Here is a 25,676-nt window from a genome sequence, read left to right on the forward strand (position 1 = left end):
CGATAAATGCAGGCTGGCGCAAGAGAGCATTAACAGGCGAATAACATCTTTTTTGGCCTAAACAACAGCGATTTGCATCGCGAAATGGCACTGGTCTCCCTGAGCTAAAGCCTGGAGTCCCGGTTGCCCCGGCATGTTGTGGGCATTTACCGGGTGCGACTGCGGTTCCAGACACAAGAATGACTCCCCTTGCATTCTGAATAGCATAAGCCAGGGCGTTTGCGATAAAAGCGTGACCTTCATCACATCACGCTGCACGATCGCCCGCCCGCTCCAGCCGGAATACCCTACGTTAAGCCACGCATCCTCGCCATATTGCGCACCGGAAAAATCCGCCTGCCGGGGAATATCGCTCTGCCATTCCTGCGGCAGATGCTGCTTACCTTCCGGCCAGTAACCGCTGGCGGCAAACTGCACGGTACTGTGACAATCAAAAGCAAAGTACGGGTGGAATCCGCAACCATAAAGCATCGGTCGTTCCCCCCGGTGCGTTATCGTCAGCGAGGCATGAAGCACAGCGGCGTCCAGCTGATAGTGAAGATCCGCGACATAATCATAACCGCATGCCATTTGACGACCTGAACGCAGATGACAGGCATCCTCATGAACGGCAATCGTATCCCAGCGCCTGAGCCAGCCGTCACCGTGCAGAAAGAAAACGGCATCCTCCTCATGCCGGGGAAGATTCACCTCCTCTCCGCGGAACAGAAAACGGTTTTCGGCAACGCGATTGGCGACCGGCAGCATGGGGAACAGGCCGCATTCGCCGGGTTTTACGCCGCATCCTTCACGTAAAACGGCCTGCTGATGCGCTAATGAAAACAAACTCAACAATCTGCCGCCCTGTGGATCAACACACATCCGCAGATGCGTGTTTTGTAATGTCAGCGTATCGTCCGTTACCGTGCGCTTCGCTGTTGAGTTGACGGGCTGGATTTCACATGCCGCGCCGCCAGTTGCTCTTCCAGCGCCTCCAGCGTCACGCCTTTCGTTTCAGGCACATTGCGCAGCACGTAGAAATACCCCATCGCGCAGATAACGCCGTAAAGCAGGAAACTGCCCGCCGCTCCCAGCCCCGCATTAAGCAGCGGGAACGTGTAGGTCAGCAGGAAGCAGGCAATCCAGAGCGCCAGCGTCCCCAGCGACATCGCCAGACCACGGACGCGGTTCGGGAAGATTTCCGACAACAGAACCCAGGTGACAGGCGCCAGCGTCAGGGCGTAAATCGCAATAGCCGCCAGCACCAGCACCAGAACCGGCCAGCCCATAATCCCCATCCCGTAAGCGGCGGCAATCAGTACATAAATCACCGTGAGTCCTGAAGCGCCAAACAGCATCAGTTTTCGGCGACCAATTTTATCGACCAGCGGCAGCGCTGCGAGGGTGAAGACGAGGTTAATGATCCCTGTGGCGACAATGGATTTTAACGTTCCGTTGATATCAAACCCTGCGGAAGCGAAGATCTCCTGCGCATAGTTGAAGATCACATTGATCCCGCACCATTGCTGGAAGACGGCCAGCACCATGCCGATGATGACAATCGGTTTAATCTGCGGCTGCAACAGCGTTGACCAGGCCACTTTGTGGTTGTCTTTCAGCAGAGTATGTTCTATTTCCCGCAACGTCTGCCCGGCATACTCCGCTGAGCCAATCCGTTGCAGCATGGCGCGGGCGCGTTCAGGTTTGCCCGCTTTGACCAGCCAGCGCGGTGATTCCGGCACAAAGAACATCAGAACCAGAAACGCCAGCGCAGGCACCAGTTCCGCGCCGAACATCCAGCGCCAGCCCATCTGCCCATTCCAGCTTTCAACAATCGCCTGCCGGGTCGCGTCGGTCGCCACCGGTTCAGCAATCATCAGATTAATGAGCTGGGCCGCCAGTACGCCGATCACGATCGTGAGTTGGTTGACCGCCACAAAACGGCCACGCTTTTCCGCCGGGCTGACTTCCGCGATGTACAGCGGGCTAAGGGCGGACGCCAGGCCGATTCCTACGCCGCCAACGATACGGTAAATCACAAACATATCGAAATTGCTGGCGACAGCGGTTCCCCAGGACGATGCGCTGAACAGGATCGCGGCCAGAATCAGCGGCATTTTTCGCCCAAATTTATCAGCGCACCAGCCGGACATCAGTGCGCCAAAGATACAGCCGACCAGCGCTGAACTCATCGCCCAGCCGGACTGCGCGGGATCGGTAATTGAAAAATAGGCTTCGTAGAACGGTTTGGCGCCGCCAATCACCACCCAGTCATAGCCAAACAGCAAGCCGCCGCAGGCGGCAACCAGACAGATAGTCCAGACATAACCGATTCTTAAATGTGTCTGCGTGTTATTCATTATGATTCCTCTTTCAGGGAAACGCAGGGAACAGCAGGTTTCAGGTGGAGTCGCCTCCACCTGTTCAGGGTCTATTGAAATAACGGTACGTTGAGCGCATGGCGCAGCAGTTGCGCCTTGTCATGCGTCGGATTGCGTTGCAGGAGCGCGTTTAGCGCCTGCTGGCACGCCGGGATATCACCCAGCCCCAGATGGCCCAGCGCGGTAATGAACAGGCAGTGCTGCTGGTGTTTCTCCTGTTCGGGTGTATCCAGCACCACCAGATCCGGTAACGATACGGCGAAGAAATCGACGTCGGGAACCTTGTCACGCTGCGTCTCCACCCATTGCAGGAAACTCTGGAAAAGAAGGTTCGCTTCAGTGCAGTCACCTGACGCTTTCAGCGCCATCCCCTGCCAGAAGAGATAATCCACCGGCTGGTCATTGTAGTAACGTCCCGCGTCCAGCGAGCTGCCTCCGCGAGTCGCGCGGGTGAAATAGCGCTGCGCCTCATCATGATGACCTTGCTGGCGCGCGCAATAGCCCAGCAAATACCAGATGTCATTATCCGTTTGTCCCGGTAAACGCCCCTCGCCGAGATTGTGCGGATAGTGCAACGCCTGCTGAAGCAAAACGGTAGCGTTTTGCGGCTCGCCACGGCGAATAGCCTCCAGCGCCTGATGGATCTGATTCAGTAAATATTGCCCGGTGGCTTTGCCCTCCCCGCCTTCCCAGGGGTGAAAAACACGTTCGCGCAACACCCCGGCGGCCGCTTCGTAGCGACCGAGGCTATTCCATACGCTAAGCAATTCCACGGTCAGATCGTCGCGATGGAAAACAATCTCTTTGCTGGCCTCCAGCCGTTGTAAACGCGCCTCGGCTGGCGCTGCCATCAGTTTGTTCAGATAATCCAGCTCAAACAGGAAGCGGGCATTCTTCGGCTCCAGCGCAACCGCCTGAGACAGGTATTTCAGCGCTTTCTGCGCATCGTGCTGTTTGTTCCAGGCGTAAATCCCCAGCAGCCGATGCACCGGCGCGAAATTCGGTTCCTGCTCCAGCGTAAACTGCCAGCAATTCACCGCCTCTTCATAACAACGTTTGCTGTACCAGAAACAACCCAGCAGATAGCGAGCGAAGGCGCAATCCGACAGCGTTTGCAGCATTTGCACTTCGTCGAGCGTGTTGGGAAAACGAACGCGGTTGTGCAAACAGTCGCGAGCCTGCGCAATAAACGGTTGCGGATCATCACTCAGCGATGCGCGCCACAGCATGGGCAGCGTCTCCTGGCTGTCGAGCAGCGTCAGCACCGCGCGGGCGGCCTCTTTTTGCCCACAAGAGACCAGCCAGCCCGCCAGCTCGCAGGCGTTGGTGCCACGGCGCCCGGTAATGGCGATAAGCGCCTCTTTCGCCGCCTCATCCTGACGGATAGCCCAACGCGCATAATGCAGGGTGTAACTCAGCGGGTACTCAATAAGCTGCTGTGAAATATACGCCAGCGCTTCGGCTGTGCGCCCGAGTCCGGCCAGAACCAGTGCTTTCAGCCCCATCGCCAGATTATTGCTGCCATTAAAGCGCAAACTCAGATTCACTTTCTCCAGCGCATCGTCGTAATCATTCCGCTTCATGGCGATTCGCGCCAGCGACCAGAAGGCCGCGTCACGACAGTTGCCGCTCCAGCTGGCTTTGTAATAGTGCTCGCGGGCGAGGTCGTCCTTGCCCTGGCGTTCCAGCGCGGCGGCCAGCAGCATACTCGCCTCCCCATCACGCGGATTTTTATTGAGCTTATGCGCCCGCTGTAAGGCGTACTGCGCACAGCGCTCTGCCTGCGCCCAGTCCGCACGATTCAGCGCCAGCGTGCCCAGCGCGACATTGTTGCGATAGTCATGCGGATCCACGTCCAGCGCTCGCTGGTAATACTCTTCTGCATAGCGGCTGGCATGGTTGTACTGCTCCAGATGCTGACCAATAAAATAGAGCTCATCAGTACTGGACAGCGCCTCTGGTAGTTCGGGCGCACAGGCCGCTTTCGGCAACGGCAAGTCCTCCGCGATATGCTCCTCATACGCCAGCAGCGTGACGCCATCACGACGGGCAACGGTCATTTTCACCCGCGCGTGGCCCGCGTCAGAAAGATCGGCGCGCCAGCTTTGACCGGGTTCCAGCGTGAGTGTTTTTTCAAAGAACGGTTGCCCCTGGGCACAAAGCGTTACCTGAACGTCATGTAGCGGCGCAACGGCATAAACGCCGGATGAAAGCTGGTTCCCTTCTCGCTCAAGGTGCAGCGCAAGCTGCGTACTGGCGTTTTGCACCATGCCCAGTTCACTGTAGGGCAGGAAATTCTGCACGAAGACTTTCTCTTCATACGGCGCAAGCCAGGTAAAATCTGGCTGGTTGTCGGTGAAGACCCCGGTCATGAGTTCAATGTACGGGCCGTTGTCATCGGTCAGGTTGCGATCCCAGGCCACGCCAAAATCACCGTATCCCCACGTCCACTGTTTTTTACCCGGCGAAATATGGTGGTCGGCCACATGCAGCAGTCCCCCTCGTTCGCCATGATGCCAGGCGCCGACAAAATCATAATCTGACTTTTCAGCCATATAAGAGGTCGGCACCGGCACATTTTTATAACGCGAGATATCCACGCCGGCAGAGTAGTCCACTTTGTAATAAGTACCCGTCGCGATCGGAAAGGCGGAGACATCCCGTTTACCGTGATCATATACGGCAGTGACGTCCGGCGGGAAAACGCTCTGGTGGTCGTCTCCGCCTTTCACCGCCGGGTTTGCCCACCACAAAAAATGGCGCGGCGTAGCGTTGCCGTTAAAGACTTTTCCGGTGATTTCAATTAATGCCCGATCGGGGTACAGCGTAAATCCGGTCATCACCTGCAAGCCGCGCATGGGTTCTACTTCCCCCATCCACACGGTTTGTTCTCCGTGTTCGCCCTGCTGACAGGTAAAATCCACCGGCATAAATGTGGTAGGACGGTGATGCTGCGGCCAGTTAAATTCAATCCCACCGGAGATCCACGGCCCCAGCAGCCCGACCAGCGCAGGTTTCACCACTTCGTTGTAGTAAACAAAATCACGCTGCTGCACTTTGTCATACGCGCGATGAACACGTCCGCCCAGCTCCGGCAACAGCATGATGCGAATAAAATCATTCTCCATCCAGACTGCCTGATACTCGCGCATTTCACGTTTACCGGTCAGCGTATCGATGACGCCATAAGGATAAACCGCGCCTGAAGACCCCTGATAAACCCGCTTTTCCAGGAACATCGGGTTTGGATCTTCTTCGCCGGTTGTCCACGTAGGGAGTGAGAGTGTTTCCTGCCAGACCTTAACTGAACCGTACATGTCATTCTCCACTAAACAAACAAAAGTAAAATTTCACCTTGCTGCTATTCTGGGGCAGATAACTGGCGTTAAAATACGCAATGCTCACGCAATATAGTTAAGGGAGTTAAGTGTATGCAGCGTACAGGGTTCAATAACGCCCGGGTCAGGCAAGCCAACAAGCAGATCTTTCTGTCGCACCTGTGGCGTGAAAAACAGCTCAGTAAATCCCGGCTGGCGCAGCTCAGCGGCCTGTCGATTCCGGCGGTCAGCAATATTCTGGAGGAGTTGATCGATGAGGGAAGAATTTGCCATTCCCGGGAGACGTTAAGCCAACGAGGGCTGAGTAGCGGCAGCTATCATCTGCCCGAACAGGGAGACTGGACGCTGTGCATGAACGTGACGCCCACCAGCATCACCAGCCAGCTGGCAGATGCGCGTCTGGTCGCCGTGGGCGACTGGCGCCATGCGGAGATCAATGCCGGTTCGCCAAAAGCCTTGCTGACCGCGCTTGCCGCGCACTGGCGGGAATATCGTCAGCGCTATCCCGACGTGACCATCAATCTGGCATTAGGCGTTCACGGTCAGGTCGATCCCATTACCGGGGCGTCAAAAACCATGCCGCAGGCACCGTGGAAAACCCCGGTTGAGATTAAATATCTGCTGGAGGAGATGCTCGGCGTACAGGTGCGGTTAGACAATGACTGCGTGATGCTGGCGCTGGCGGAGAAGTGGCAAAACCCGGCGGCAAACCGCGATTTCTGCGTCATTAACGTCGATTACGGGATTGGTTCCTCCTTTGTCATCAACGACAACATCTGGCGCGGCAGTTTGTATGGCTGCGGTCAGATCGGACATACCATCGTCAACCCGGACGGGGTGGCCTGTGATTGCGGCCGCTACGGCTGTCTGGAAACTGTGGCCTCGCTCAGCGCGCTTAAAAAACAGGCCCGACGGTGGATGAAAACGCAGCCCACGGCGGATTGCGACCCAGAAACTATCACCATCGATCAACTGATTACCGCCTGGCAACAGGGCGATGTCCGCATCCAGGCCTGGGTGGAACACGCCGCCAGCGCGATTGGCCTGAGTTTATATAACTTTCTGAATATCCTGAATATTAACCAAATCTGGATTTATGGCCGCAGTTGCGCCTTTGGCGAAAGCTGGCTGAATACGCTGGTGCAGCAAACGGGGTTTAATCCCTTTGATCATGGCGATAACCCGCAGGCAAGGTCCACCCGGATCGGCTTTGGCACACTCAGTCGTTCGCAACAGTTGATGGGGATCGGCTATCTGTACGTCGAATCACAGCTAAACGCGCTCTGAGTATGAGTCCGACACCCAGCGATGAAAGGAGATCCGCTTGTCGAACGAAAAACCACCGGCGTGGTATTAAAATTATTCATATAACCGGGTATCAAAGTCACGCCTGGATTCGCCCGCACGGCATGACCCGGAAATAAAAAAGGCTTCCCGCAGGAAGCCTTTTTCACGATGCCAGGCGTATCGCTTACGCGTAAACCGGGAAGCGTGCGCAGATGTCCAGCACTTTGCCTTTGATGCGCTCGATAACCGCTTCATCGTTGATGTTGTCCAGCACATCGCACATCCAGCCAGCCAGCTCTTTGGCTTCTGCTTCTTTAAAGCCGCGACGCGTAATGGCCGGAGAACCGATACGGATACCGGAAGTAACAAACGGGCTCTTCGGATCGTTCGGCACGCTGTTTTTGTTAACGGTGATGTTGGCACGACCCAGCGCGGCGTCAGCTTCTTTACCGGTCAGGTTTTTGTCCACCAGATCCAGCAGGAACAGGTGGTTCTCTGTACCGCCGGAAACCACTTTGTAGCCACGGTTCAGGAACACTTCCACCATCGCTTTGGCGTTTTTGGCAACCTGCTGCTGGTAGACTTTGAACTCCGGTTCCATCGCTTCTTTCAGCGCCACCGCTTTACCGGCGATCACGTGCATCAGCGGGCCACCCTGAGCACTAGGGAAAACAGCAGAGTTCAGTTTTTTGTACAACTCTTCGTCACCGCCTTTCGCCAGGATCAGGCCGCCGCGCGGACCCGCCAGGGTTTTGTGCGTGGTGGTGGTCACAACGTGAGCATGCGGAACCGGGTTCGGGTAAACGCCTGCGGCGATAAGACCCGCGACGTGCGCCATATCAACAAACAAGTACGCGCCAATGCTGTCGGCAATTTCACGCATTTTTGCCCAGTCAACGACGCCGGAATAAGCAGAGAAGCCGCCGATGATCATCTTCGGTTTGTGAGCCTGAGCCAGCTTCGCCATCTCTTCGTAGTCAATTTTACCGGACTCATCGATGCCGTAAGGCACGATGTTGTACAGTTTACCGGAGAAGTTTACCGGAGAACCGTGAGTCAGGTGGCCACCTTGCGCCAGGTTCATACCCAGAACGGTGTCGCCCGGTTGCAGCAGCGCAGTGTAGACCGCGAAGTTAGCCTGAGAACCAGAGTGCGGCTGGACGTTGGCGTAGTCTGCGCCAAACAGTTCTTTCGCGCGGTCAATCGCCAGTTGCTCAACGACATCCACATATTCGCAACCGCCGTAGTAGCGCTTGCCCGGATATCCTTCAGCATATTTGTTGGTCAGCTGAGACCCCTGCGCCTGCATCACGCGCGGGCTGGTGTAGTTTTCGGAGGCGATCAGTTCGATGTGCTCTTCCTGACGTACTTTTTCCTGCTCCATAGCCTGCCACAGTTCGGCATCATAATCGGCAATGTTCATTTCACGCTTTAACATCCGCATCTCCTGACTCAGCTAACGATAAATTTTGGCCTAAAAAGGCAATCCCGTGGGACAACGGCCAACAGTATAACCGAATCATTCTGCGATAACAGGTCTTGACAAAGGATTTTACGCAAACGATTACCTTCATGCTGTACAAGGCTTTGTCGAATGAAGACCTTACGAATTTCAACGGATTTCTTTTCAGGTTTGTGATGCAGATTTTTCACGTTGTAACGTTAAAAACGCAAAGTTACAAAGAACCATTTACAATACAGGGTTATTTTTTATAAGATGCATTTGACATACATCATTAAAGTCTCAGATAAAGGAAGACAGTATGCTTGACGCTCAAACCATCGCCACAGTAAAAGCCACCATTCCCCTGCTGGTTGAAACCGGTCCAAAACTGACCGCCCATTTCTACGATCGCATGTTTACCCACAACCCTGAACTCAAAGAAATTTTTAACATGAGTAACCAGCGAAATGGCGATCAACGTGAAGCGCTGTTTAACGCCATCGCGGCCTATGCCAGCAATATCGAAAACCTGCCTGCGCTGCTGCCTGCGGTAGAAAAAATCGCCCAGAAGCACACCAGTTTCCAGATCAAACCAGAACAGTACAACATCGTTGGCGGCCACCTGCTGGCAACGCTGGACGAAATGTTCAGCCCAGGCCAGGAAGTGCTGGATGCCTGGGGTAAAGCGTATGGCGTTCTGGCCAATGTCTTTATCAATCGCGAAGCGCAAATCTACAGCGAAAACGCCAGCAAGAATGGCGGCTGGGAAGGCACTCGTCCGTTCCGCATCGTCGCGAAAACGCCGCGCAGCGCCCTGATTACCAGCTTTGAATTTGAACCGGTCGATGGCGGCCCGGTCGCAGAATATCATCCGGGTCAATACCTGGGGGTCTGGCTGAAACCGGAAGGCTTCCCGCATCAGGAGATCCGTCAGTATTCCCTGACCCGCAAGCCGGATGGTAAAGGTTATCGCATCGCAGTTAAGCGTGAAGATGGCGGTCAGGTTTCCAGCTGGCTGCACAACCACGCAAGCGTCGGCGATATCGTCCACTTAGCCGCTCCGGCAGGTGATTTCTTCATGGATGTCGCAACGGATACGCCTGTTTCCCTGATTTCCGCAGGCGTAGGCCAGACTCCAATGCTGGCCATGCTGGATACGCTGACCAAAGCCAACCACACCGCGCAGGTGAACTGGTTCCACGCGGCGGAAAACGGCGACGTGCATGCGTTCGCAGATGAAGTGAGCGAGCTGGGTAAAACCCTGCCGCGCTTTACCGCACATACCTGGTATCGCGAACCGACAGAAGCCGATCGTGCGAATGGCGCGTTCGACAGCACAGGTCTGATGGATTTAAACAAACTGGAAAGTGCGATCAGCGATCCGGCAATGCAGTTTTATCTGTGCGGTCCGGTCGGCTTTATGCAGTTTGCTGCGAAGCAGCTGACAGGGCTGGGCGTGAAAAGCGAAAACATTCATTACGAATGCTTCGGCCCACATAAAGTGCTGTAATTAAGTCATGCCTGATGGTGCTGCGCTTATCAGGCCTACGGGATTTTGTAGGCCTGAAAGGTGTTTACACCGCCATCCGGCAAGCACGACGCGGCTTAAATTGCCGCGTCGTCTTCTTCGCCGGTACGAATACGAATCACGCGCGCAACGTCAAAGACGAAAATTTTACCGTCACCGATTTTCCCCGTCTGCGCGGTGCGAATAATGGTGTCAACGCAGGTATCCACGATATCGTCGGTCACCACGATTTCAATTTTCACCTTCGGCAGAAAATCCACCATATATTCCGCGCCACGGTACAGCTCGGTATGGCCTTTCTGACGCCCAAAACCTTTCACTTCGGTAACCGTCATACCGGTAATGCCTACCTCAGCCAGCGCTTCACGGACGTCGTCCAGCTTGAAGGGTTTAATAATCGCATCAATCTTTTTCATGCTATTCCTTGAAAAGGTCGCCTGTCTTTTAATCTGATAAACGTAACATAATTCACGCTACTTTACGGCATGAAAACTACTCTTTGAAATCGTTTGCATCCAACTCATGGCGCGAGAGCAGCTTATAAAATTCCGTCCGGTTACGCCCTGCCATTCTCGCCGCATGGGTGACATTCCCTTTGGTGATTTGCAGCAGTTTACGCAAGTAGTTAAGCTCAAACTGATTACGCGCCTCAACAAACGTCGGCAGCGCCGTATTTTCGCCTTCCAGCGCCTGCTCCACCAGCGCGTCGCTGATGACCGGCGAGGAAGTTAACGCCACGCACTGCTCAATAACGTTCACCAACTGACGCACGTTTCCCGGCCAGCTTGCGGTCATCAGACGCTTCATCGCATCCGTTGAAAATGCCCGCACAAACGGTTTATGCCGCTCTGCTGACTGGCGCAGAAGATGATTCGCCAGCAGCGGAATATCTTCCGTACGCTCCGCCAGCGTCGGGATCTTCAGACTCACCACGTTCAGACGGTAATATAAGTCTTCGCGAAATTCACCTCGCGCCATCGCCTTAGGCAGATCGCGGTGCGTTGCGGAGATAATGCGCACATCAATATCGATATCGCGATTGCTGCCAAGCGGTCTGACTTTACGCTCTTGCAGAACGCGCAGCAGCTTAACCTGTAACGGCGCGGGCATATCGCCGATTTCGTCAAGAAACAGCGTGCCGCCTTCCGCCGCCTGAAATAACCCTTCACGGTTGCTGACCGCGCCGGTAAACGCCCCGCGCGCGTGGCCAAACAGTTCGGACTCCAGTAGCTGTTCCGGCAGCGCGCCGCAGTTAATGGCGATGAAAGGTTTACTGCTGCGCGGGCTGGCGTTATGGATAGCCTGCGCGAAAATCTCTTTCCCGGTGCCGCTTTGCCCGTTAATCAGCACGCTGACATCCGATTGCGCCACCATCCGCGCCTGTTCCAGCAGGCGTATCATCAACGGACTGCGCGTAACGATTGATTCGCGCCAGCTGTCGTCCATTGCTGGCGCCGATTGTTCAAGCGCGTCATCAATGGCCTGATACAGCGCATCTTTATCGACCGGTTTGGTCAGAAAGCTAAACACGCCTTTTTGCGTCGCCGCCACGGCATCAGGAATGGAGCCGTGTGCGGTCAAAATGATGACGGGCATGCCAGGCTGGACTTTCTGGATTTCCGTGAACAGCTGCATGCCATCCATTTCATCCATCCGCAGATCGCTAATGACCAGATCCACTTTCTCGCGATTCAGTACGCGCAGCCCTTCCTGACCGCTTTCCGCCGTCACGACGCTGTAGCCTTCGCTGGTCAGGCGCATCCCAAGCAGTTTCAACAGCCCCGGGTCATCGTCCACGAGCAGCAGATGTGCCGGTTTGCGGCTTATCATGGCGTTACCTCATCTTGTGGCGGTGTGGAAGATGCGCCGTCGTCAGGCGCTGCGGGTTTGTCATTTCCGTGTGTCGCGTCAGGATTGTAGTTGCCTGCGGGTTTACGCGTGGAGAGCTGGCGCTCAATATCAGTCAGATTCTCCAGCTTGCGCGTCGTGAGATCGAGCTGCGCCTGTAAGTGCTGATGCTGCTGACGCAACGTATCAAGCTCGCTATCCGACGCTTGCTGGAGTTTACTGTAACGCTGACGCTCTTCGGCAAGCTGTAACTGTAGCGCCTGGCCGTCGCGCCAGAGCTGATAGAGCGGGCGCACCTGAGCGGGAATTTGCGCGCTTAGCGCATCGAGGCGAGTGACCATATCGCGCCGTTCAAGGGGCGTAATTTTAGCATCCGCCAGCAGAATCCCGCGTTTGAACGTGTTCTGCCAGCTGCCATCTTCCAGCGCCCGCGCTTCATTGCGTGACTGAACAGGCAACAGGCGATCGGCACAATCAATCGCCCGCTGCCAGTAAAGCGGATTGTTATCCGTCGATGGCCCTTTGAGTAACCAGATATCCGAACAGTCGGTAGAGAGATAATCCGCCAGCTGATACGGTGGAATTTTTTCCTGCGACGCATCATTTACGACATGCTTCGCGGCATGTGGCGCGCACCCCATCAGCACCAGGCAAGGCACACTCGCTAACCATCCTCTTCGGGGAAATAATCGCTTCAGAACTCGAACAAAAACGTGTGGCATACTCACCAGGCTTAGCTTCATTTTTAGTGGTTTTTCGATGCAGATAGCGGCAGTTCGATACGGAAGCAAACCTCTTGCGCATTCTCATCGACCAGATACAGTTCCCCCTGCATACGACGGATGCAGTCCCTGGCGATACTTAACCCTAATCCGCTCCCCTTCACCGCACCTTTACGCTGATGGCTTCCCTGGAAAAAGGGTTCAAAAATCATGGCCCTTTCCGCTTCCGGGATCGGCGTGCCCGTATTGATCACATCAATGTGCGCCTTTGAACCATATACATTGCTGCGAATACAAATGTTACCGGATTCAGCGCCATAGTGCACCGCATTGGAATAAAGATTGTCCAGCACGCTCATTAATAGCATCGGCTCGGCCAGACAGCTGTCGATAGCCAGCCTGACCTCGGTATGCATCATTTTAGCGCGCGCAGGCAAACTGTGAGCGGAAACCACCATATCCACCAGCGGTTCAAGCTCCACGGTTTCCATCTCAATCGCGCTGTCTGCCAGTTTCCTGTTGTAATCAAGCAGTTGCTCAATCAACTTCTGTAAGTTGCGGCTGCTATCGTCCAGAATGCCGACGACCTCTTTTTGCTCCGGCGTCAATGGCCCCACGACCTGATCGGCCAGCAGCTCTGTCCCTTCGCGCATACTGGCCAGCGGCGTTTTCAGCTCATGCGACAGGTGACGTAAAAACTGATGCCGTTGGGATTCCAGCCAGGACAGACGTTCACTCAACCAGATAATGCGCTGCCCCACCGAACGCAGCTCGCGCGGCCCGGTAAACGACACGGTATTCCCCAGAGAGCGCCCTTCTCCCAGCCGGTTAATCATCCGTTCTATCCCTTTCACCGGCCCAATGATCATCCTTGTAAAAAGCAGCACCATCGCCAGGCTGACCAGAAACAGCACCAGCGCCTGCCAGCCAAAGAATTGTCCGCGCTCTGCGATTTCCTGCTGTAACTGCTGCCCGCGCGAGAACACCACCGTGCGCGTTGCCTGCACCATTTCCGTATTGGCATTGGCAAAAGCCTCCAGCCGCGCGGCGGCGGTAGCGTCAGGGCCGCTATTTTTACACTGTAATTGTGCAAGACCGTTCAGATCATCGCGTAGCGCCTGGTAAAGTTTAGCGTCCGGCAATACTCCCGCATGTGCGTCCAGCATTTCGCTGTAGCGTTTTCGCTGGCTCTGATACACCTTCGCCAGCGTACGGTCGTCGAGCACGCAATATTGCCGGTAGCTGCGCTCCATCTCCAGCGCCACGTTGGTCATCGCTTCGCTGCGCCGGGCATCTATCAGCGTGGTGCGGTTAGTCTGCGCCGCCTGGGCGCTAAGCGCGTTGAGACTTTGCCAGGCCTGCCAGGCCAGTACCAACAAAGGCAACAGAATCAGCAGAAATGCCAGCATAACCAGTTGTCGCAAAGACCGGGGGAAAACAGACCAGCGCTTCAAGGCGTTACTCTCATCGGATAAGGATACAAGGATGCTAACCGAGGGGAACATCAGATACAACAAAGCCGGGATTAACCCGGCTTTGTTATGGAATAAGGCGGTGCCTAACTCGACGTTTCGCCCGGGGGTTGATAAAGCGACGCTATTATCAGAAGTTGGACGGCAGGCACCTTGTTGTGCGTCATTCGAAGTTTATGTAGCGCTTCCCGAAGGGGCTGACATAAGAAGGTGAATGAGCCACTGGTTACTATTATGCAGTAAGTGTGCCAATTTTAAAAACAAACAATTAACATTATGATTTTATTTGGTTTTATAGAGAAACCATCACCGTTACAAAACGAACAGAATTTCATCAAGATGTCGCCATTCAGAGACACCTAAAAACAAACCTTACGCTATCTTTATAAATCAATGAGTTAAATGTCTCCTTTTGGAGACACAAACAATCTACTGATGTCGGCATTTCCCGACACCTTTATGGTTGATGGCAGGGCAAAAAATATTGCCATCCAGTGAGCGGAATTATTCTGAAGAGAGAACATAGTATCCCGGAGTATTATGCCGTTCACTTTATGTCCCGCATTTCTCTGGCGCTTCATCACCCGTGAACGCGTTAAGGGGGCTATCGCTGCCCCCTTAACAATCCCCGCTCCCGGCAGGAAAATTGTTGCTTCGCAATCCCCTCCGCTTATTCCTCCAGGCTACCGGGGCGGGCGCGAGGTAGCATCCCTGCAAAGCGCGCCCTGAACCCGCATCCATGCGGGTTCCTCCGGCCTTACGGAAACACGTCGGCAATTTTCAGCCGGATCTGCCCACACCTGACCATTTCTGCGGTTTGTTTTTTTAACAGCAAAACCGGTGCAACTGAAAATCAGGGCATTGCAGCAATGCCCCTGTTCCGGCTGAAAATCGATGAGACGTTGACGGCTGACCGGGTCCGCCCGCAGGGACGCGGGCGGAGGGGACGGCCTGCCGGGACGCAGGCTCGGCCCCGACCCGAAAGGCAGACGGAATAAGGCGAATAAACCGCGCAGCGGCGATTTTCCTTGCCGGAGAGCCAGGGTTGCAAGGGAGGCGGCGGCGAGCCTCCCTTGCACGTTCACGGGTAGTGAGTCTTCAGAGAAATGCGGGACATAAAGTGAACGGAAAAATTTACCAGAATAAAAAGGTTCTCCGTTTAACGGATAAATACACGCCCTTCACGGAAGCTTCCTTGCCGGATGGCGGCTTCGCCTTATCCGGCCTACGCGTATGTCCAGGCCCGATAGCGCTTTGCTTATCGGGCCATTTACGTGCGGATTAACCTAACTGCTTACGCGCATTGCGGAAAATACGCATCCACGGGCTGTCTTCGCCCCAGTTTTCCGGGTGCCAGGAGTTGCTGACGGTACGGAAGACGCGCTCCGGGTGCGGCATCATAATGGTGGCGCGGCCGTTTTCCGTGGTAACGGCAGTGATGCCGTTTGGCGATCCGTTCGGGTTGGCCGGGTAGTTTTCCGTAACCTTACCGAAGTTATCGACATAACGCAGCGCAACCAGACCTTTGCTTTCCAGCCCTGCCAGATGCGCATCGTCACGCACTTCAACGCGCCCTTCACCGTGGGACACCGCGACAGGCATCTGTGAGCCAACCATTCCCTGCAACAGCAGAGACGGGCTTTGGGTCACTTCCACCAGGCTGAAGCGCGCTTCAAAACGGTCAGAATGGTTACGCACAAAACGCGGCCACAGATCGCTCCCCGGAATCAGTTCACGCAGGTTAGACATCATCTGGCAACCGTTACATACGCCAAGTGCCAGCGTCTGCGGGCGGTGGAAGAACGTTTCGAACTCGTCGCGTACGCGATTGTTGAACAGAATCGATTTCGCCCAGCCTTCACCCGCGCCCAGCACGTCACCGTAAGAGAAACCGCCACAGGCAACCAGCGCCTGGAAATTACCCAGCCCAATACGGCCAGCCAGCAGATCGCTCATATGCACATCAATCGCGTCAAAGCCCGCGCGATGGAACGCCGCCGCCATCTCAACGTGGGAGTTCACGCCCTGTTCGCGCAGTACGGCAACCTTCGGACGTGCGCCGGTAGCAATATACGGCGCGGCGATATCTTCATTGATATCGAACGACAATTTCACGTTCAGACCCGGGTCGGCATCGTTGGTTTTTGCGTCATGTTCCTGATCGGCACATTCCGGGTTGTCGCGCAGGCGCTGCATCTGCCAGGTCGTTTCCGCCCACCAGGTACGAAGCGTGGTGCGGCTTTCGCTGAAGACGACCTGCCCGTTGGATTCAATCACAAAACGGTCGCCGGAAACGGCCTGACCTAAATAGTGTACGCAGTCACTCAGACCGTGCTTCGCCAGCAGCGCCTCGACCGCTTCGCGATCGGCCGCCCGCACCTGGATCACTGCGCCCAACTCTTCGTTAAACAGCGCCGCCAGACGATCGTCGCCAGATGTTGCAATATCAACCTGGATGCCGCAGTGACCGGTAAAGGCCATCTCGGCAAGCGTGACCAGCAGGCCGCCATCGGAACGGTCGTGATACGCCAGCAGTTTACGCTGCGCCACCAGCGCCTGAATCGCATCATAGAAGCCTTTCAACTGCGCCACATCGCGCACGTCTGCCGGTTTGTCGCCCAGTTGACGATACACCTGCGCCAGCGCCGTTGCGCCCAGCGCGTTATGCCCCTGACCCAAATCGATCAGCAGCAGCGCGTTATCTTCGGTCGAGAGCTGCGGCGTGATGGTATGACGCACATCTTCCACGCGGGCAAACGCGGAAATCACCAGCGACAGCGGCGAGGTCATTTCGCGCTGCTCGTTGCCTTCCTGCCAGCGGGTTTTCATCGACATAGAGTCTTTGCCCACCGGAATCGTCAGGCCAAGCTGCGGGCAGAGTTCTTCGCCTACCGCTTTCACCGCGTCATACAGACCGGCATCTTCACCCGGATGACCGGCCGCCGCCATCCAGTTTGCGGACAGCTTGATGCGTTTGATATCGCCAATCTGGGTCGCGGCGATGTTCGTCAGCGCTTCGCCAACGGCCAGACGGGCGGAAGCGGCAAAGTCCAGCAACGCTACCGGCGCACGTTCACCGATAGACATCGCTTCACCGTAGTAGCTGTCGAGGCTGGCGGTGGTCACCGCGCAGTTCGCCACCGGCACCTGCCACGGGCCGACCATCTGATCGCGCGCCACCATACCGGTCACGGTACGGTCACCGATGGTCACCAGGAATGTTTTCTCCGCCACGGTCGGCAGATGCAGAACCCGTTTAACCGCGTCAGCAATCGTGATATCAGCACGATCCAGCGCATCGCCTTTCGCTGTCAGCGTCTGCACGTCGCGGGTCATTTTCGGCGTTTTACCCAGCAGCACGTCCAGCGGCAGATCGATCGGTTGATTATCGAAGTGACTGTCGTTCAGGGACAGATGCTGTTCTTCGGTGGCCTCACCGATCACCGCATACGGCGCGCGTTCACGCTTGCACAACTCATCAAACAGCGGCAACTGGTCGGCGGCCACGGCCAGCACATAACGCTCCTGAGACTCGTTACACCAGATTTCCAGCGGGCTCATGCCCGGCTCATCGCTGAGGATATCGCGCAGCTCAAATTTACCGCCGCGCCCGCCGTCGCTCACCAGCTCAGGCATCGCGTTGGAGAGACCGCCTGCCCCGACGTCGTGAATAAACAGGATCGGGTTGGCATCACCTAACTGCCAGCAGCGGTCGATCACTTCCTGGCAGCGACGTTCCATTTCCGGGTTATCACGCTGTACGGAGGCAAAATCGAGATCCGCATCCGACTGACCAGAAGCCATAGAGGACGCCGCCCCGCCCCCCAGGCCAATGTTCATCGCCGGCCCACCGAGCACGATCAGCTTCGCGCCAACGACGATCTCGCCTTTCTGTACGTGATCGGCGCGGATGTTGCCGATCCCGCCCGCCAGCATGATCGGCTTGTGGTAGCCGCGCAGCTCTTCGCCGTTGTGGCTGTTTACTTTTTCTTCGTAAGTACGGAAGTACCCGTTCAACGCCGGGCGACCAAATTCATTATTAAACGCCGCGCCGCCCAGCGGGCCTTCAGTCATAATGTCCAGCGCGGTAACGATACGCTCTGGTTTACCAAAATCTTCTTCCCACGGCTGTTCAAAGCCCGGAATACGCAGGTTAGACACGGAGAAGCCCACCAGACCCGCTTTTGGCTTCGCGCCGCGTCCGGTTGCGCCTTCATCACGAATTTCACCACCGGAACCGGTCGCCGCGCCCGGCCACGGCGAGATCGCCGTCGGGTGGTTATGGGTTTCCACCTTCATCAGGATATGCGCAGGCTCCTGATGGAAGTCATAGCGACCGCTCTCGTGGTCAGCGAAGTAGCGTCCCACGTCAGAACCTTCCATCACCGCCGCGTTATCTTTATAGGCAGACAACACATGATCCGGCGTGGTTTCAAAGGTGTTTTTGATCATCTTAAACAGCGACTTCGGCTGCGGTTTCCCGTCGATAACCCAGTCAGCGTTAAAAATCTTATGGCGACAGTGTTCGGAGTTTGCCTGTGCGAACATATACAGCTCGATATCGTTCGGATTGCGCCCCAGTTTCGTGAAGGCGTCTTGCAGGTAATCAATTTCGTCATCCGCCAGCGCCAGACCCAGACGCAGGTTGGCGTCAGTCAGCGCCTGACGCCCTTCACCCAGCAGATCCACACTGGCAACCGGCGCAGGCTGGTGATGAACAAACAGTTTTTCCGCATCAGATAAAGAAGAGAACACGGTCTCCATCATCCGGTCGTGCAGTTCAGCGGCAATCGTCTGCCACTGTTCAGCCGTGAGCGTAGCGGCTTCAACGTAGTATGCAACGCCGCGCTCCAGGCGGCTTACCTGTTGCAGACCGCAGTTATGGGCGATATCAGTCGCTTTGGAAGACCAGGGGGAGATGGTGCCAGGACGCGGCGTGACCAGCAGCAGCTTTCCTTCAGGGGTATGGCTGCTTAAGCTCGGCCCATATTTCAGCAAACGTGCAAGTTGCGCGTGCTCATCCTCGTTTAAGGGGGCGCTCAGGTCAGCAAAATGGACATACTCAGCGTAAATATTGTGGACCTGAAGATTGGCCGCCTGAAAACGCGCCAGCAGTTTGTTAATACGGAATGCAGACAGTGCAGGCGAACCACGCAGAATTTCCATCATAAGTCTCTCGTCTTCGAAGCGCCTGAGGCGCTTTAAGTGTGCGCAAGGGGGGAAACGGGCGACATTATAAAGAATCTGACGCCCCGACGAAACCGTTTGCGTCGAAATAAAATCGCCTCCTTTTCTTATCATACGGTGCGGCCAATCATTCTAATTAGTTGCCAACTGGCGCATTGTTGCGCAAAATGCCGCACATTCATGATGATTTTAACCCACCAAAATGACATTAGCAGGCTGAGATTACGCACGATTCAGAGAATTAACTAATTGAAAAAATTAAAGATTAATTATCTGTTCATCGGCATATTGACTCTGCTGCTGGCAGCGGCCCTCTGGCCATCAATCCCCTGGTTCGGCAAAGCCGACAATCGTATCGCCGCGATCCAATCGCGGGGAGAGTTACGCGTCTCAACAATAGAGTCGCCGCTGACCTATGCCCGCATTAACGGAAAAAAATACGGTCTGGATTACGAACTGGCACAGCAGTTCGCCAGCTATCTTGGCGTAAAGCTGAAAATTACCGTACGCCAGAATATCAGCCAGCTATTTGACGATTTAGATAACGGCAACGCCGATCTGCTGGCGGCAGGACTGGTTTACAACAGCGAGCGCGTGAAGAACTATCAACCCGGCCCGACCTACTATTCCGTTTCGCAACAGCTGGTTTACCGGGTAGGACAATACCGGCCTCGCACGCTGGCCACGGTGAATGAAAGCCAGCTCTCTATCGCGCCTGGGCATGTCGTGGTGAATGACTTGCAGGCGCTGAAAGAGACAAAATTTCCCGATCTGAGCTGGAAAGTCGATGACAAAAAAGGGACGGCGGCGCTGCTCAGCGAAGTCATCAGCGGCAATCTGGACTATACCATTGCCGATTCTGTCGCGATCAGCCTGTTCCAGCGCGTACATCCTGAACTGGCCGTCGCGCTGGATGTCACCGATGAGCAGCCTGTCACCTGGTTTAGCCAACTGGACGATGACAACACGCTTTCCGCTGCGCTGCTCGATTTCTTCAACGCTATTAATGAAGACGGCTCACTGGCGCGTATGGAAGAGAAGTATCTGGGGCACGGCGACGATTTTGATTATGTCGATACCCGCACCTTCCTGCGGGCCGTGGACGGCGTACTGCCCGATCTCCAGCCGTTGTTTGAAAAATACGCGCAGGAGATAGACTGGCGCCTGCTGGCCGCAATTTCCTATCAGGAGTCACACTGGGACCCGCTGGCCACCTCCCCGACGGGCGTTCGCGGTCTGATGATGCTCACCAAAAACACCGCGCAAAGTCTGGGGCTGACGGACCGTACCGATGCGGAACAGAGCATCAGCGGCGGTGTGCGTTATATCCAGGATATGATGGGCAAAGTGCCTGAAACCGTGCCGGAAGAGGAGCGTATCTGGTTTGCGCTCGCCGCCTATAACATGGGCTATGCGCATATGCTTGACGCCCGTGCGTTGACGGTCAAGACCAGGGGCAACCCGGATAGCTGGGCCGATGTAAAACAACGGCTGCCGCTGCTCAGCCAGAAACAATATTACAGCAAGCTGACGTACGGCTATGCGCGCGGGCATGAAGCCTACGCTTATGTGGAAAATATTCGGAAGTATCAGATTAGCCTGGTCGGCTATCTGCAAGAAAAAGAGAAGCAGACGGCAGAAGCGATAAAGCTGGCGCAGGATTACCCGGCAGTGTCTCCGACCGAGTTTGACACGGAGACATTTCCTTTCTCTTCTTTCTTATCGCAGCCGTCATCGAACTACCTGTCACACTCTCCTTCTTTGCCGTTTTCACTGAAGAAGAAAGACGAAAACTAATCTCACAGGGCTGGACGCTTTCGCGTGGCCGCCCTACAACGATTCTTGCGAAGATTTTTTTAGCGCTTTGATCTCCTGGCGACGCATGCGGAAGAAATCACTGAGCAGCGCTGCGCACTCATCGCGTAACACACCTTCGGTGATCTCTACGCGGTGGTTCATGCCCGGATGATGCAATACGTCCATCAGCGACCCTGCCGCGCCGGTTTTCGCGTCGCGAGCGCCAAATACCACCCGACCAATACGGCTGTGTACCATTGCTCCCGCGCACATCACGCACGGCTCCAGCGTCACGTAAAGCGTGGTATCCAGCAAACGGTAGTTCTGAAGCACCAGCCCGCCCTGACGTAGCGCCATGATTTCAGCGTGCGCAGTGGGATCATGATGACCTATCGGACGGTTCCAGCCTTCGCCAATGACGCGATTGTTATGCACCAATACCGCGCCAACCGGCACTTCACGCTCATCCCAGGCGCGTTTTGCCAGCGTCAACGCATGACGCATCCAGTATTCGTGGCTAAATTCAACATCAGACAAAGGAGACACTCCGGTAATAAAAGCGGGCGCATTATACATGGGCGCTATCGTTAACTCTATTCGAGTTGCTGGAGCTCCCCTCGCGGCGTGACGCGCCAGCGATGCTGGCAAAAATAGAGAAGCGGGTTATCCTGCTTACTGTCGCTGTAGCCGCTGTACAGACGTAACGGCGCACCAATCTGGCGTTCCAGTTGGGCAACCTTCTCGTGCCCCAGACAGCGCATAGTCAGCAGCCAGCCGCCGTAGCCACGCCGCATCTGGCTGGCGATCAGGTTCACGCGTGGCAGCCAGAGCGTATCGAAATAGACCTGTTCCACCAGCGATTGCGGAGAGCCGGTAATCAGCCAGATATCAGCGTCAGAGCTTAACAGATAGGTCGTCAGGCGCTCCTGAACAACCGGAAACGCCGTGACGTTATCGCGAAACCAGCGAACGAAATCCGCCTGATGCGCCTTGAGCCGCGCTTCACTGTGACCGAAGGTACAACCCCATAACAGCAGGCTCATCGGCCAACGCGCCGCCCGACCTTTAATCAACAAGCCAATCCCGATAACCGGCAATAACGGCAGCACGAGCAACGCATTCAGCGGCTGGCGACGCAACAGATAACGCAGGAAACTGCCAAACATATCCTGCTGGTGCAACGTACCGTCCAAATCAAAAAATACGACACGACGCTCGTGATTAACCAAACCCTACTCCTCTGGATTGTTGAAGCCCAATAGTCGGGTTAACCGAAACCCGGCGATAATCGTTACCAGATAGACTAACAGATAGAACCTCAATTTTCCGGTAACGTTAGCGTTCTAACGCCGCCCGTAGAAATCCCTGGTGAGTGGACAATTTCGCCCTTGCGTCTTCGGCATTCAGCCCAGTAAGCGCCATCAGAATGGCCGGTTTAACCTCGAAATCTGTCTGCTTAAGCAGCGCTTCGGCCTCTTCACGCATAATCCCGGTAGCCTCAACCACCATCCGGCACGCTCTGTCGACGAGCTTAACGTTGGTGGCTTTCATGTCCACCATCAGGTTCTGGTACACCTTGCCGAACTTCACCATCGCCCCGGTGGAGATCATATTGAGCACCAGTTTTTGCGCAGTACCGGATTTCAGTCGCGTCGAGCCGGTTAGCGCCTCCGGCCCAACGACCGGCGAAATGGCGATGTCAGCCTCACGCGCGATGGGAGAATCGGGATTACAGGAGATAGCCACCGTGACGCAGCCCACCTGACACGCGTATTTCAACCCGCCAATGACGTACGGCGTACGACCGGACGCCGCCAGCCCGACAACCAGATCCTGCGCGGTCACGTTAAGCGCCAGGAGATCGTCCTCCCCTAACTGCTGACTGTCTTCCGCGCCTTCCACCGCTTTCAGCAGCGCGCCAGGCCCGCCGGCAATCAGCCCAATCACCAGCCCGTGCGGTACGCCAAACGTCGGTGGGCATTCGGAGGCGTCCAGAACGCCAAGGCGTCCGCTGGTGCCTGCGCCCATATAAATAATGCGCCCTCCCGCCTTTAAGGCGTCGGCGGCGGCATCTACTGCGCGGGCAACGTCTGGCAGCGTCTCTTTTACTGCTTGCGCTACAAGCGTATCCTGTTGATTAAAACGATGAACCAGCTCAAGCGTAGGGAGTGCGTCAAGATCCATAGTCTGTGGATTGCGGGTTTCTGAAACTAACGAGCCGAGATTCATTTTTGTTCCTTAGGAATTTTTAATTCATAATAACTATAATAATGGAATATTATATTCTTTCGGGCGAGGGAAAATCTTTTTATGATCCCCGTCATGTTTTTCGCCAGGAGTCCTCATGAACTGTTTGATTCGTATACGTCAGCGTTATCCGGACCTCGCACAAAGCGATAAAAAGCTTGCTGATTATATTCTTGCTCAGCCGGATGATACACGGCATCTCAGCTCACAACAGCTTGCCGTTGAGGCGGGCGTCAGTCAGTCCAGCGTGGTGAAATTCGCGCAGAAACTGGGCTTCAAAGGCTTTCCGGCACTGAAGCTGGCGATCAGCGAAGCGCTGGCCAGCAATCCAAATCCTCACTCTATTCCGGTACATAATCAGATCCGGGGCGACGATCCGATGCGGCTTGTCGGCGAAAAATTGATCGAGGAAAATGTCGCCGCAATGCACGCAACGCTCGATGTTAACAGCGAAGAGAAATTGTTCGAAAGCGTCATGATGCTGCGCAATGCCCGGCGTGTTGTCATAACCGGTATTGGCACATCGGGCCTGGTGGCGCAGAACTTCGCCTGGAAGCTGATGAAGATAGGATTCAATGTCGTCGCCGAACACGATATGCATGCGCTGTTAGCCACCGTGCAGGCGCTGGCGCCGGACGATCTCCTGCTGGCTATCTCCTATAGCGGCGAGCGCAGAGAGTTGAATATGGCGGCGGATGAAACGTTGCGGGTGGGAGGAAAGGTTCTGGCGATCACCGGCTTTACACCGAATGCCCTGCAACAACGCGCCACTCGTTGCCTGTATACGATCGCCGAAGAGCAGGCCACGCGCAGCGCCGCAATCTCCTCTACGCATGCGCAGACGATGTTGACGGATTTGCTCTTTATGGCGCTGGTACAGCAGGATTTGGGGCGCGCGCCGGAGCGTATTCGCCACAGTGAGGCCCTGGTAAAAAAACTGGTCTGAGCAAAGAATGCGCGTATAATGCCCGCCCGGTTTGTGATGTTTTGAGAGTTTCCTGATGGCCCTGTTAATCACTAAAAAGTGTATCAATTGCGATATGTGCGAGCCTGAATGCCCGAATGAGGCGATTTCAATGGGCGACAGCATTTACGAGATTAACAGCGACAAATGCACCGAATGCGTGGGCCATTACGAAACGCCGACCTGCCAGAAGGTGTGCCCGATCCCCAATACCATTCTCAAAGACCCGGCGCATGTCGAAACGGAAGAACAGCTGTGGGATAAGTTTGTTCTGATGCATCACGCGGATAAGCTGTAACCCACCCTGATGGGATGACGCCAGGCCGGATGGCGGCGTAAACGCCTTATCCGGCCTACAAAGTCCCGAATCTAGCTTTCGATGATCACCGTCGCACAGGCGTAATGACGTTCATCCGCTAATGTCACATGCATATGCGCCACGCCCAGCCTCTCCGCCAGTTTCAACGCCTCGCCCCACAAACGCAAACGCGGTTTACCCAGCTCATCGTTAAACACTTCAAACTGATTGAACGCCAGCCCGTTGCGAATGCCGGTGCCGAACGCTTTTGCCGCCGCCTCTTTTACCGCGAAACGCTTGGCGAGAAAACGCACCGGTTGCTGATGCGTCTCCCAGATAGTCCATTCGTTGTCGCTAAGCACGCGTCTTGCCAGGCGCTCTCCAGAACGGGAGATCACCGCCTCAATGCGGGCGATCTCCACAATATCCGTGCCTAACCCCAGAATCGCCATTAGCCGCGCGCTTCCAGCATCAGGCGTTTCATCTCGGCGACCGCCTCTTTCAGGCCGCTCATGACCGCCCGCCCAATAATGGCATGACCGATGTTCAGTTCATGCATTTCCGGCAGCGCGGCAATGGCCTGCACATTGTGATAGGTCAGGCCATGACCGGCGTTCACTTTCAGCCCCAGGCTTGCCGCAAACGTCGCCGCTTTGGCGATACGCGCCAGTTCCTGCGCTTGCTCAGCATCCGTTTTGGCATCCGCATAACAGCCAGTATGGATTTCAATGTACGGTGCGCCAACGTCCGCAGCGGCTTTAATCTGTTCTTCATCGGCATCAATGAACAGCGATACCAGAATGCCTGCATCTGCCAGCCGTTTGCAGGCATCACGCATTTTGTCACGCTGACCCGCGACGTCCAGCCCGCCTTCGGTGGTCACTTCCTGACGTTTTTCCGGTACCAGGCAGCAAAAATGCGGCTTCGTCTCAACGGCAATCGCCAGCATCTCTTCAGTCACCGCCATTTCCAGATTCATACGCGTATCCAGCGTCTGGCGCAAAATGCGTACATCACGGTCGGTAATATGGCGACGATCCTCGCGCAGGTGTACGGTTATACCATCCGCCCCCGCCTGCTCGGCGATAAACGCCGCCTGTACCGGGTCGGGGTAAGCAGTACCACGCGCATTACGTAAAGTGGCAATATGGTCAATGTTGACGCCTAACAGTAATTCAGCCATG

General features: G+C 55.5%; 19 protein-coding genes and 2 pseudogenes. 5 read left to right on the forward strand and 16 right to left on the reverse strand.

Annotated features, from left to right (window positions below):
- Positions 1–57: 57 nt before the first annotated feature.
- From OGX81_RS11920 to OGX81_RS11930, 3 genes are all read right to left on the reverse strand, one after another.
- Entirely contained in the window at positions 58–861 is an 804-nt protein-coding gene (locus tag OGX81_RS11920) for an aldose 1-epimerase (protein WP_502873608.1), read from the reverse strand.
- A 38-nt stretch (positions 862–899) separates the two neighbouring features.
- Entirely contained in the window at positions 900–2,339 is a 1,440-nt protein-coding gene (locus tag OGX81_RS11925; protein WP_049009092.1) for a sugar porter family MFS transporter, read from the reverse strand.
- A gap of 71 nt (positions 2,340–2,410) precedes the next feature.
- Entirely contained in the window at positions 2,411–5,677 is a 3,267-nt protein-coding gene (locus tag OGX81_RS11930) for a DUF5107 domain-containing protein (protein WP_104868339.1), read from the reverse strand.
- Between the two features lie 114 nt (positions 5,678–5,791).
- Here OGX81_RS11930 and OGX81_RS11935 point away from each other — a divergent pair, with 114 nt between their 5' ends.
- Positions 5,792–6,985, forward strand: coding sequence for an ROK family transcriptional regulator (locus OGX81_RS11935; protein WP_104868338.1), 1,194 nt, complete (start codon positions 5,792–5,794; stop codon positions 6,983–6,985).
- A gap of 17 nt (positions 6,986–7,002) precedes the next feature.
- Here the strand turns inward: OGX81_RS11935 and OGX81_RS22135 are convergent.
- Together OGX81_RS22135 and glyA are read right to left on the reverse strand one after the other, a co-directional pair.
- A pseudogene (locus OGX81_RS22135) lies at positions 7,003–7,089 on the reverse strand (hypothetical protein); the annotation flags it as partial.
- 80 nt (positions 7,090–7,169) lie between these two features.
- Positions 7,170–8,423, reverse strand: a complete 1,254-nt coding sequence (gene glyA / locus OGX81_RS11940) for a serine hydroxymethyltransferase (RefSeq protein ID WP_058667916.1) — start codon at positions 8,421–8,423, stop codon at positions 7,170–7,172.
- Positions 8,424–8,748: 325 nt separating this feature from the next.
- Between glyA and hmpA the strand changes: the two genes are divergently transcribed.
- Entirely contained in the window at positions 8,749–9,939 is a 1,191-nt protein-coding gene (hmpA, locus tag OGX81_RS11945) for an NO-inducible flavohemoprotein (RefSeq protein ID WP_012131231.1), read from the forward strand.
- A 95-nt stretch (positions 9,940–10,034) separates the two neighbouring features.
- Here the strand turns inward: hmpA and glnB are convergent, their stop codons facing one another.
- The 5 genes from glnB to purL all read right to left on the reverse strand — a co-directional run bounded on the left by glnB (position 10,035) and on the right by purL (position 19,168).
- Complete coding sequence (glnB, locus tag OGX81_RS11950; RefSeq protein ID WP_002914032.1) at positions 10,035–10,373, reverse strand: nitrogen regulatory protein P-II; 339 nt, start codon at positions 10,371–10,373, stop codon at positions 10,035–10,037.
- 76 nt (positions 10,374–10,449) lie between these two features.
- Entirely contained in the window at positions 10,450–11,784 is a 1,335-nt protein-coding gene (glrR, locus tag OGX81_RS11955; RefSeq protein ID WP_024130114.1) for a two-component system response regulator GlrR, read from the reverse strand.
- Positions 11,784–12,527, reverse strand: coding sequence for a two-component system QseEF-associated lipoprotein QseG (gene qseG / locus OGX81_RS11960; RefSeq protein WP_104868337.1), 744 nt, complete (start codon positions 12,525–12,527; stop codon positions 11,784–11,786). The genes glrR and qseG overlap by 1 nt, the downstream gene beginning before the upstream one ends.
- A 23-nt stretch (positions 12,528–12,550) precedes the next feature.
- On the reverse strand, positions 12,551–13,981 hold the full coding sequence (gene qseE, locus OGX81_RS11965) for a two component system sensor histidine kinase QseE/GlrK (RefSeq protein ID WP_047461964.1): 1,431 nt from the start codon (positions 13,979–13,981) through the stop codon (positions 12,551–12,553).
- A gap of 1,299 nt (positions 13,982–15,280) precedes the next feature.
- On the reverse strand, positions 15,281–19,168 hold the full coding sequence (purL, locus tag OGX81_RS11970; protein WP_104868335.1) for a phosphoribosylformylglycinamidine synthase: 3,888 nt from the start codon (positions 19,166–19,168) through the stop codon (positions 15,281–15,283).
- 267 nt (positions 19,169–19,435) lie between these two features.
- Between purL and mltF the strand changes: the two genes are divergently transcribed.
- Positions 19,436–20,983 carry a membrane-bound lytic murein transglycosylase MltF gene (mltF, locus tag OGX81_RS11975; RefSeq protein ID WP_104868333.1) on the forward strand — a complete coding sequence of 516 codons (1,548 nt, stop codon included), beginning with the start codon at positions 19,436–19,438 and terminating at the stop codon, positions 20,981–20,983.
- 33 nt (positions 20,984–21,016) lie between these two features.
- Here mltF and tadA read toward each other — a convergent pair whose 3' ends face one another.
- The 4 genes and pseudogenes from tadA to murQ all read right to left on the reverse strand — a co-directional run bounded on the left by tadA (position 21,017) and on the right by murQ (position 23,212).
- A complete protein-coding gene (tadA, locus tag OGX81_RS11980) occupies positions 21,017–21,559 on the reverse strand; it encodes a tRNA adenosine(34) deaminase TadA (RefSeq protein WP_012131222.1) in 543 nt (180 codons plus the stop codon).
- 17 nt (positions 21,560–21,576) lie between these two features.
- Positions 21,577–22,212: a phosphatidylglycerophosphatase C gene (gene yfhb / locus OGX81_RS11985; protein ID WP_012131221.1), complete on the reverse strand. Its 636-nt coding sequence runs from the start codon at positions 22,210–22,212 to the stop codon at positions 21,577–21,579.
- Positions 22,213–22,215: 3 nt separating this feature from the next.
- A pseudogene (locus OGX81_RS11990) lies at positions 22,216–22,317 on the reverse strand (PTS transporter subunit EIIC); the annotation flags it as partial.
- Position 22,318: 1 nt separating this feature from the next.
- Positions 22,319–23,212 carry an N-acetylmuramic acid 6-phosphate etherase gene (murQ, locus tag OGX81_RS11995; RefSeq protein ID WP_104868332.1) on the reverse strand — a complete coding sequence of 298 codons (894 nt, stop codon included), beginning with the start codon at positions 23,210–23,212 and terminating at the stop codon, positions 22,319–22,321.
- Positions 23,213–23,327: 115 nt separating this feature from the next.
- On the opposite strand from murQ, the gene OGX81_RS12000 reads away from it, so the two are divergent.
- Both OGX81_RS12000 and yfhL read left to right on the forward strand, forming a co-directional pair.
- Positions 23,328–24,176, forward strand: coding sequence for a MurR/RpiR family transcriptional regulator (locus tag OGX81_RS12000; protein WP_012131219.1), 849 nt, complete (start codon positions 23,328–23,330; stop codon positions 24,174–24,176).
- Between the two features lie 55 nt (positions 24,177–24,231).
- Complete coding sequence (gene yfhL / locus OGX81_RS12005; RefSeq protein ID WP_012131218.1) at positions 24,232–24,492, forward strand: 4Fe-4S dicluster ferredoxin YfhL; 261 nt, start codon at positions 24,232–24,234, stop codon at positions 24,490–24,492.
- A gap of 71 nt (positions 24,493–24,563) precedes the next feature.
- Here yfhL and acpS read toward each other — a convergent pair whose 3' ends face one another.
- Positions 24,564–24,944, reverse strand: a complete 381-nt coding sequence (gene acpS / locus OGX81_RS12010; protein WP_049008359.1) for a holo-ACP synthase — start codon at positions 24,942–24,944, stop codon at positions 24,564–24,566.
- Entirely contained in the window at positions 24,944–25,675 is a 732-nt protein-coding gene (pdxJ, locus tag OGX81_RS12015; RefSeq protein ID WP_012131216.1) for a pyridoxine 5'-phosphate synthase, read from the reverse strand. Before pdxJ ends, acpS begins: the two co-directional genes overlap by 1 nt.
- Between the last annotated feature and the right edge of the window lies 1 nt (position 25,676).

Origin of the sequence: Citrobacter sp. CK206, assembly GCF_030333125.1 — a bacterium.
Lineage (GTDB): Bacteria > Pseudomonadota > Gammaproteobacteria > Enterobacterales > Enterobacteriaceae > Citrobacter_B > Citrobacter_B koseri.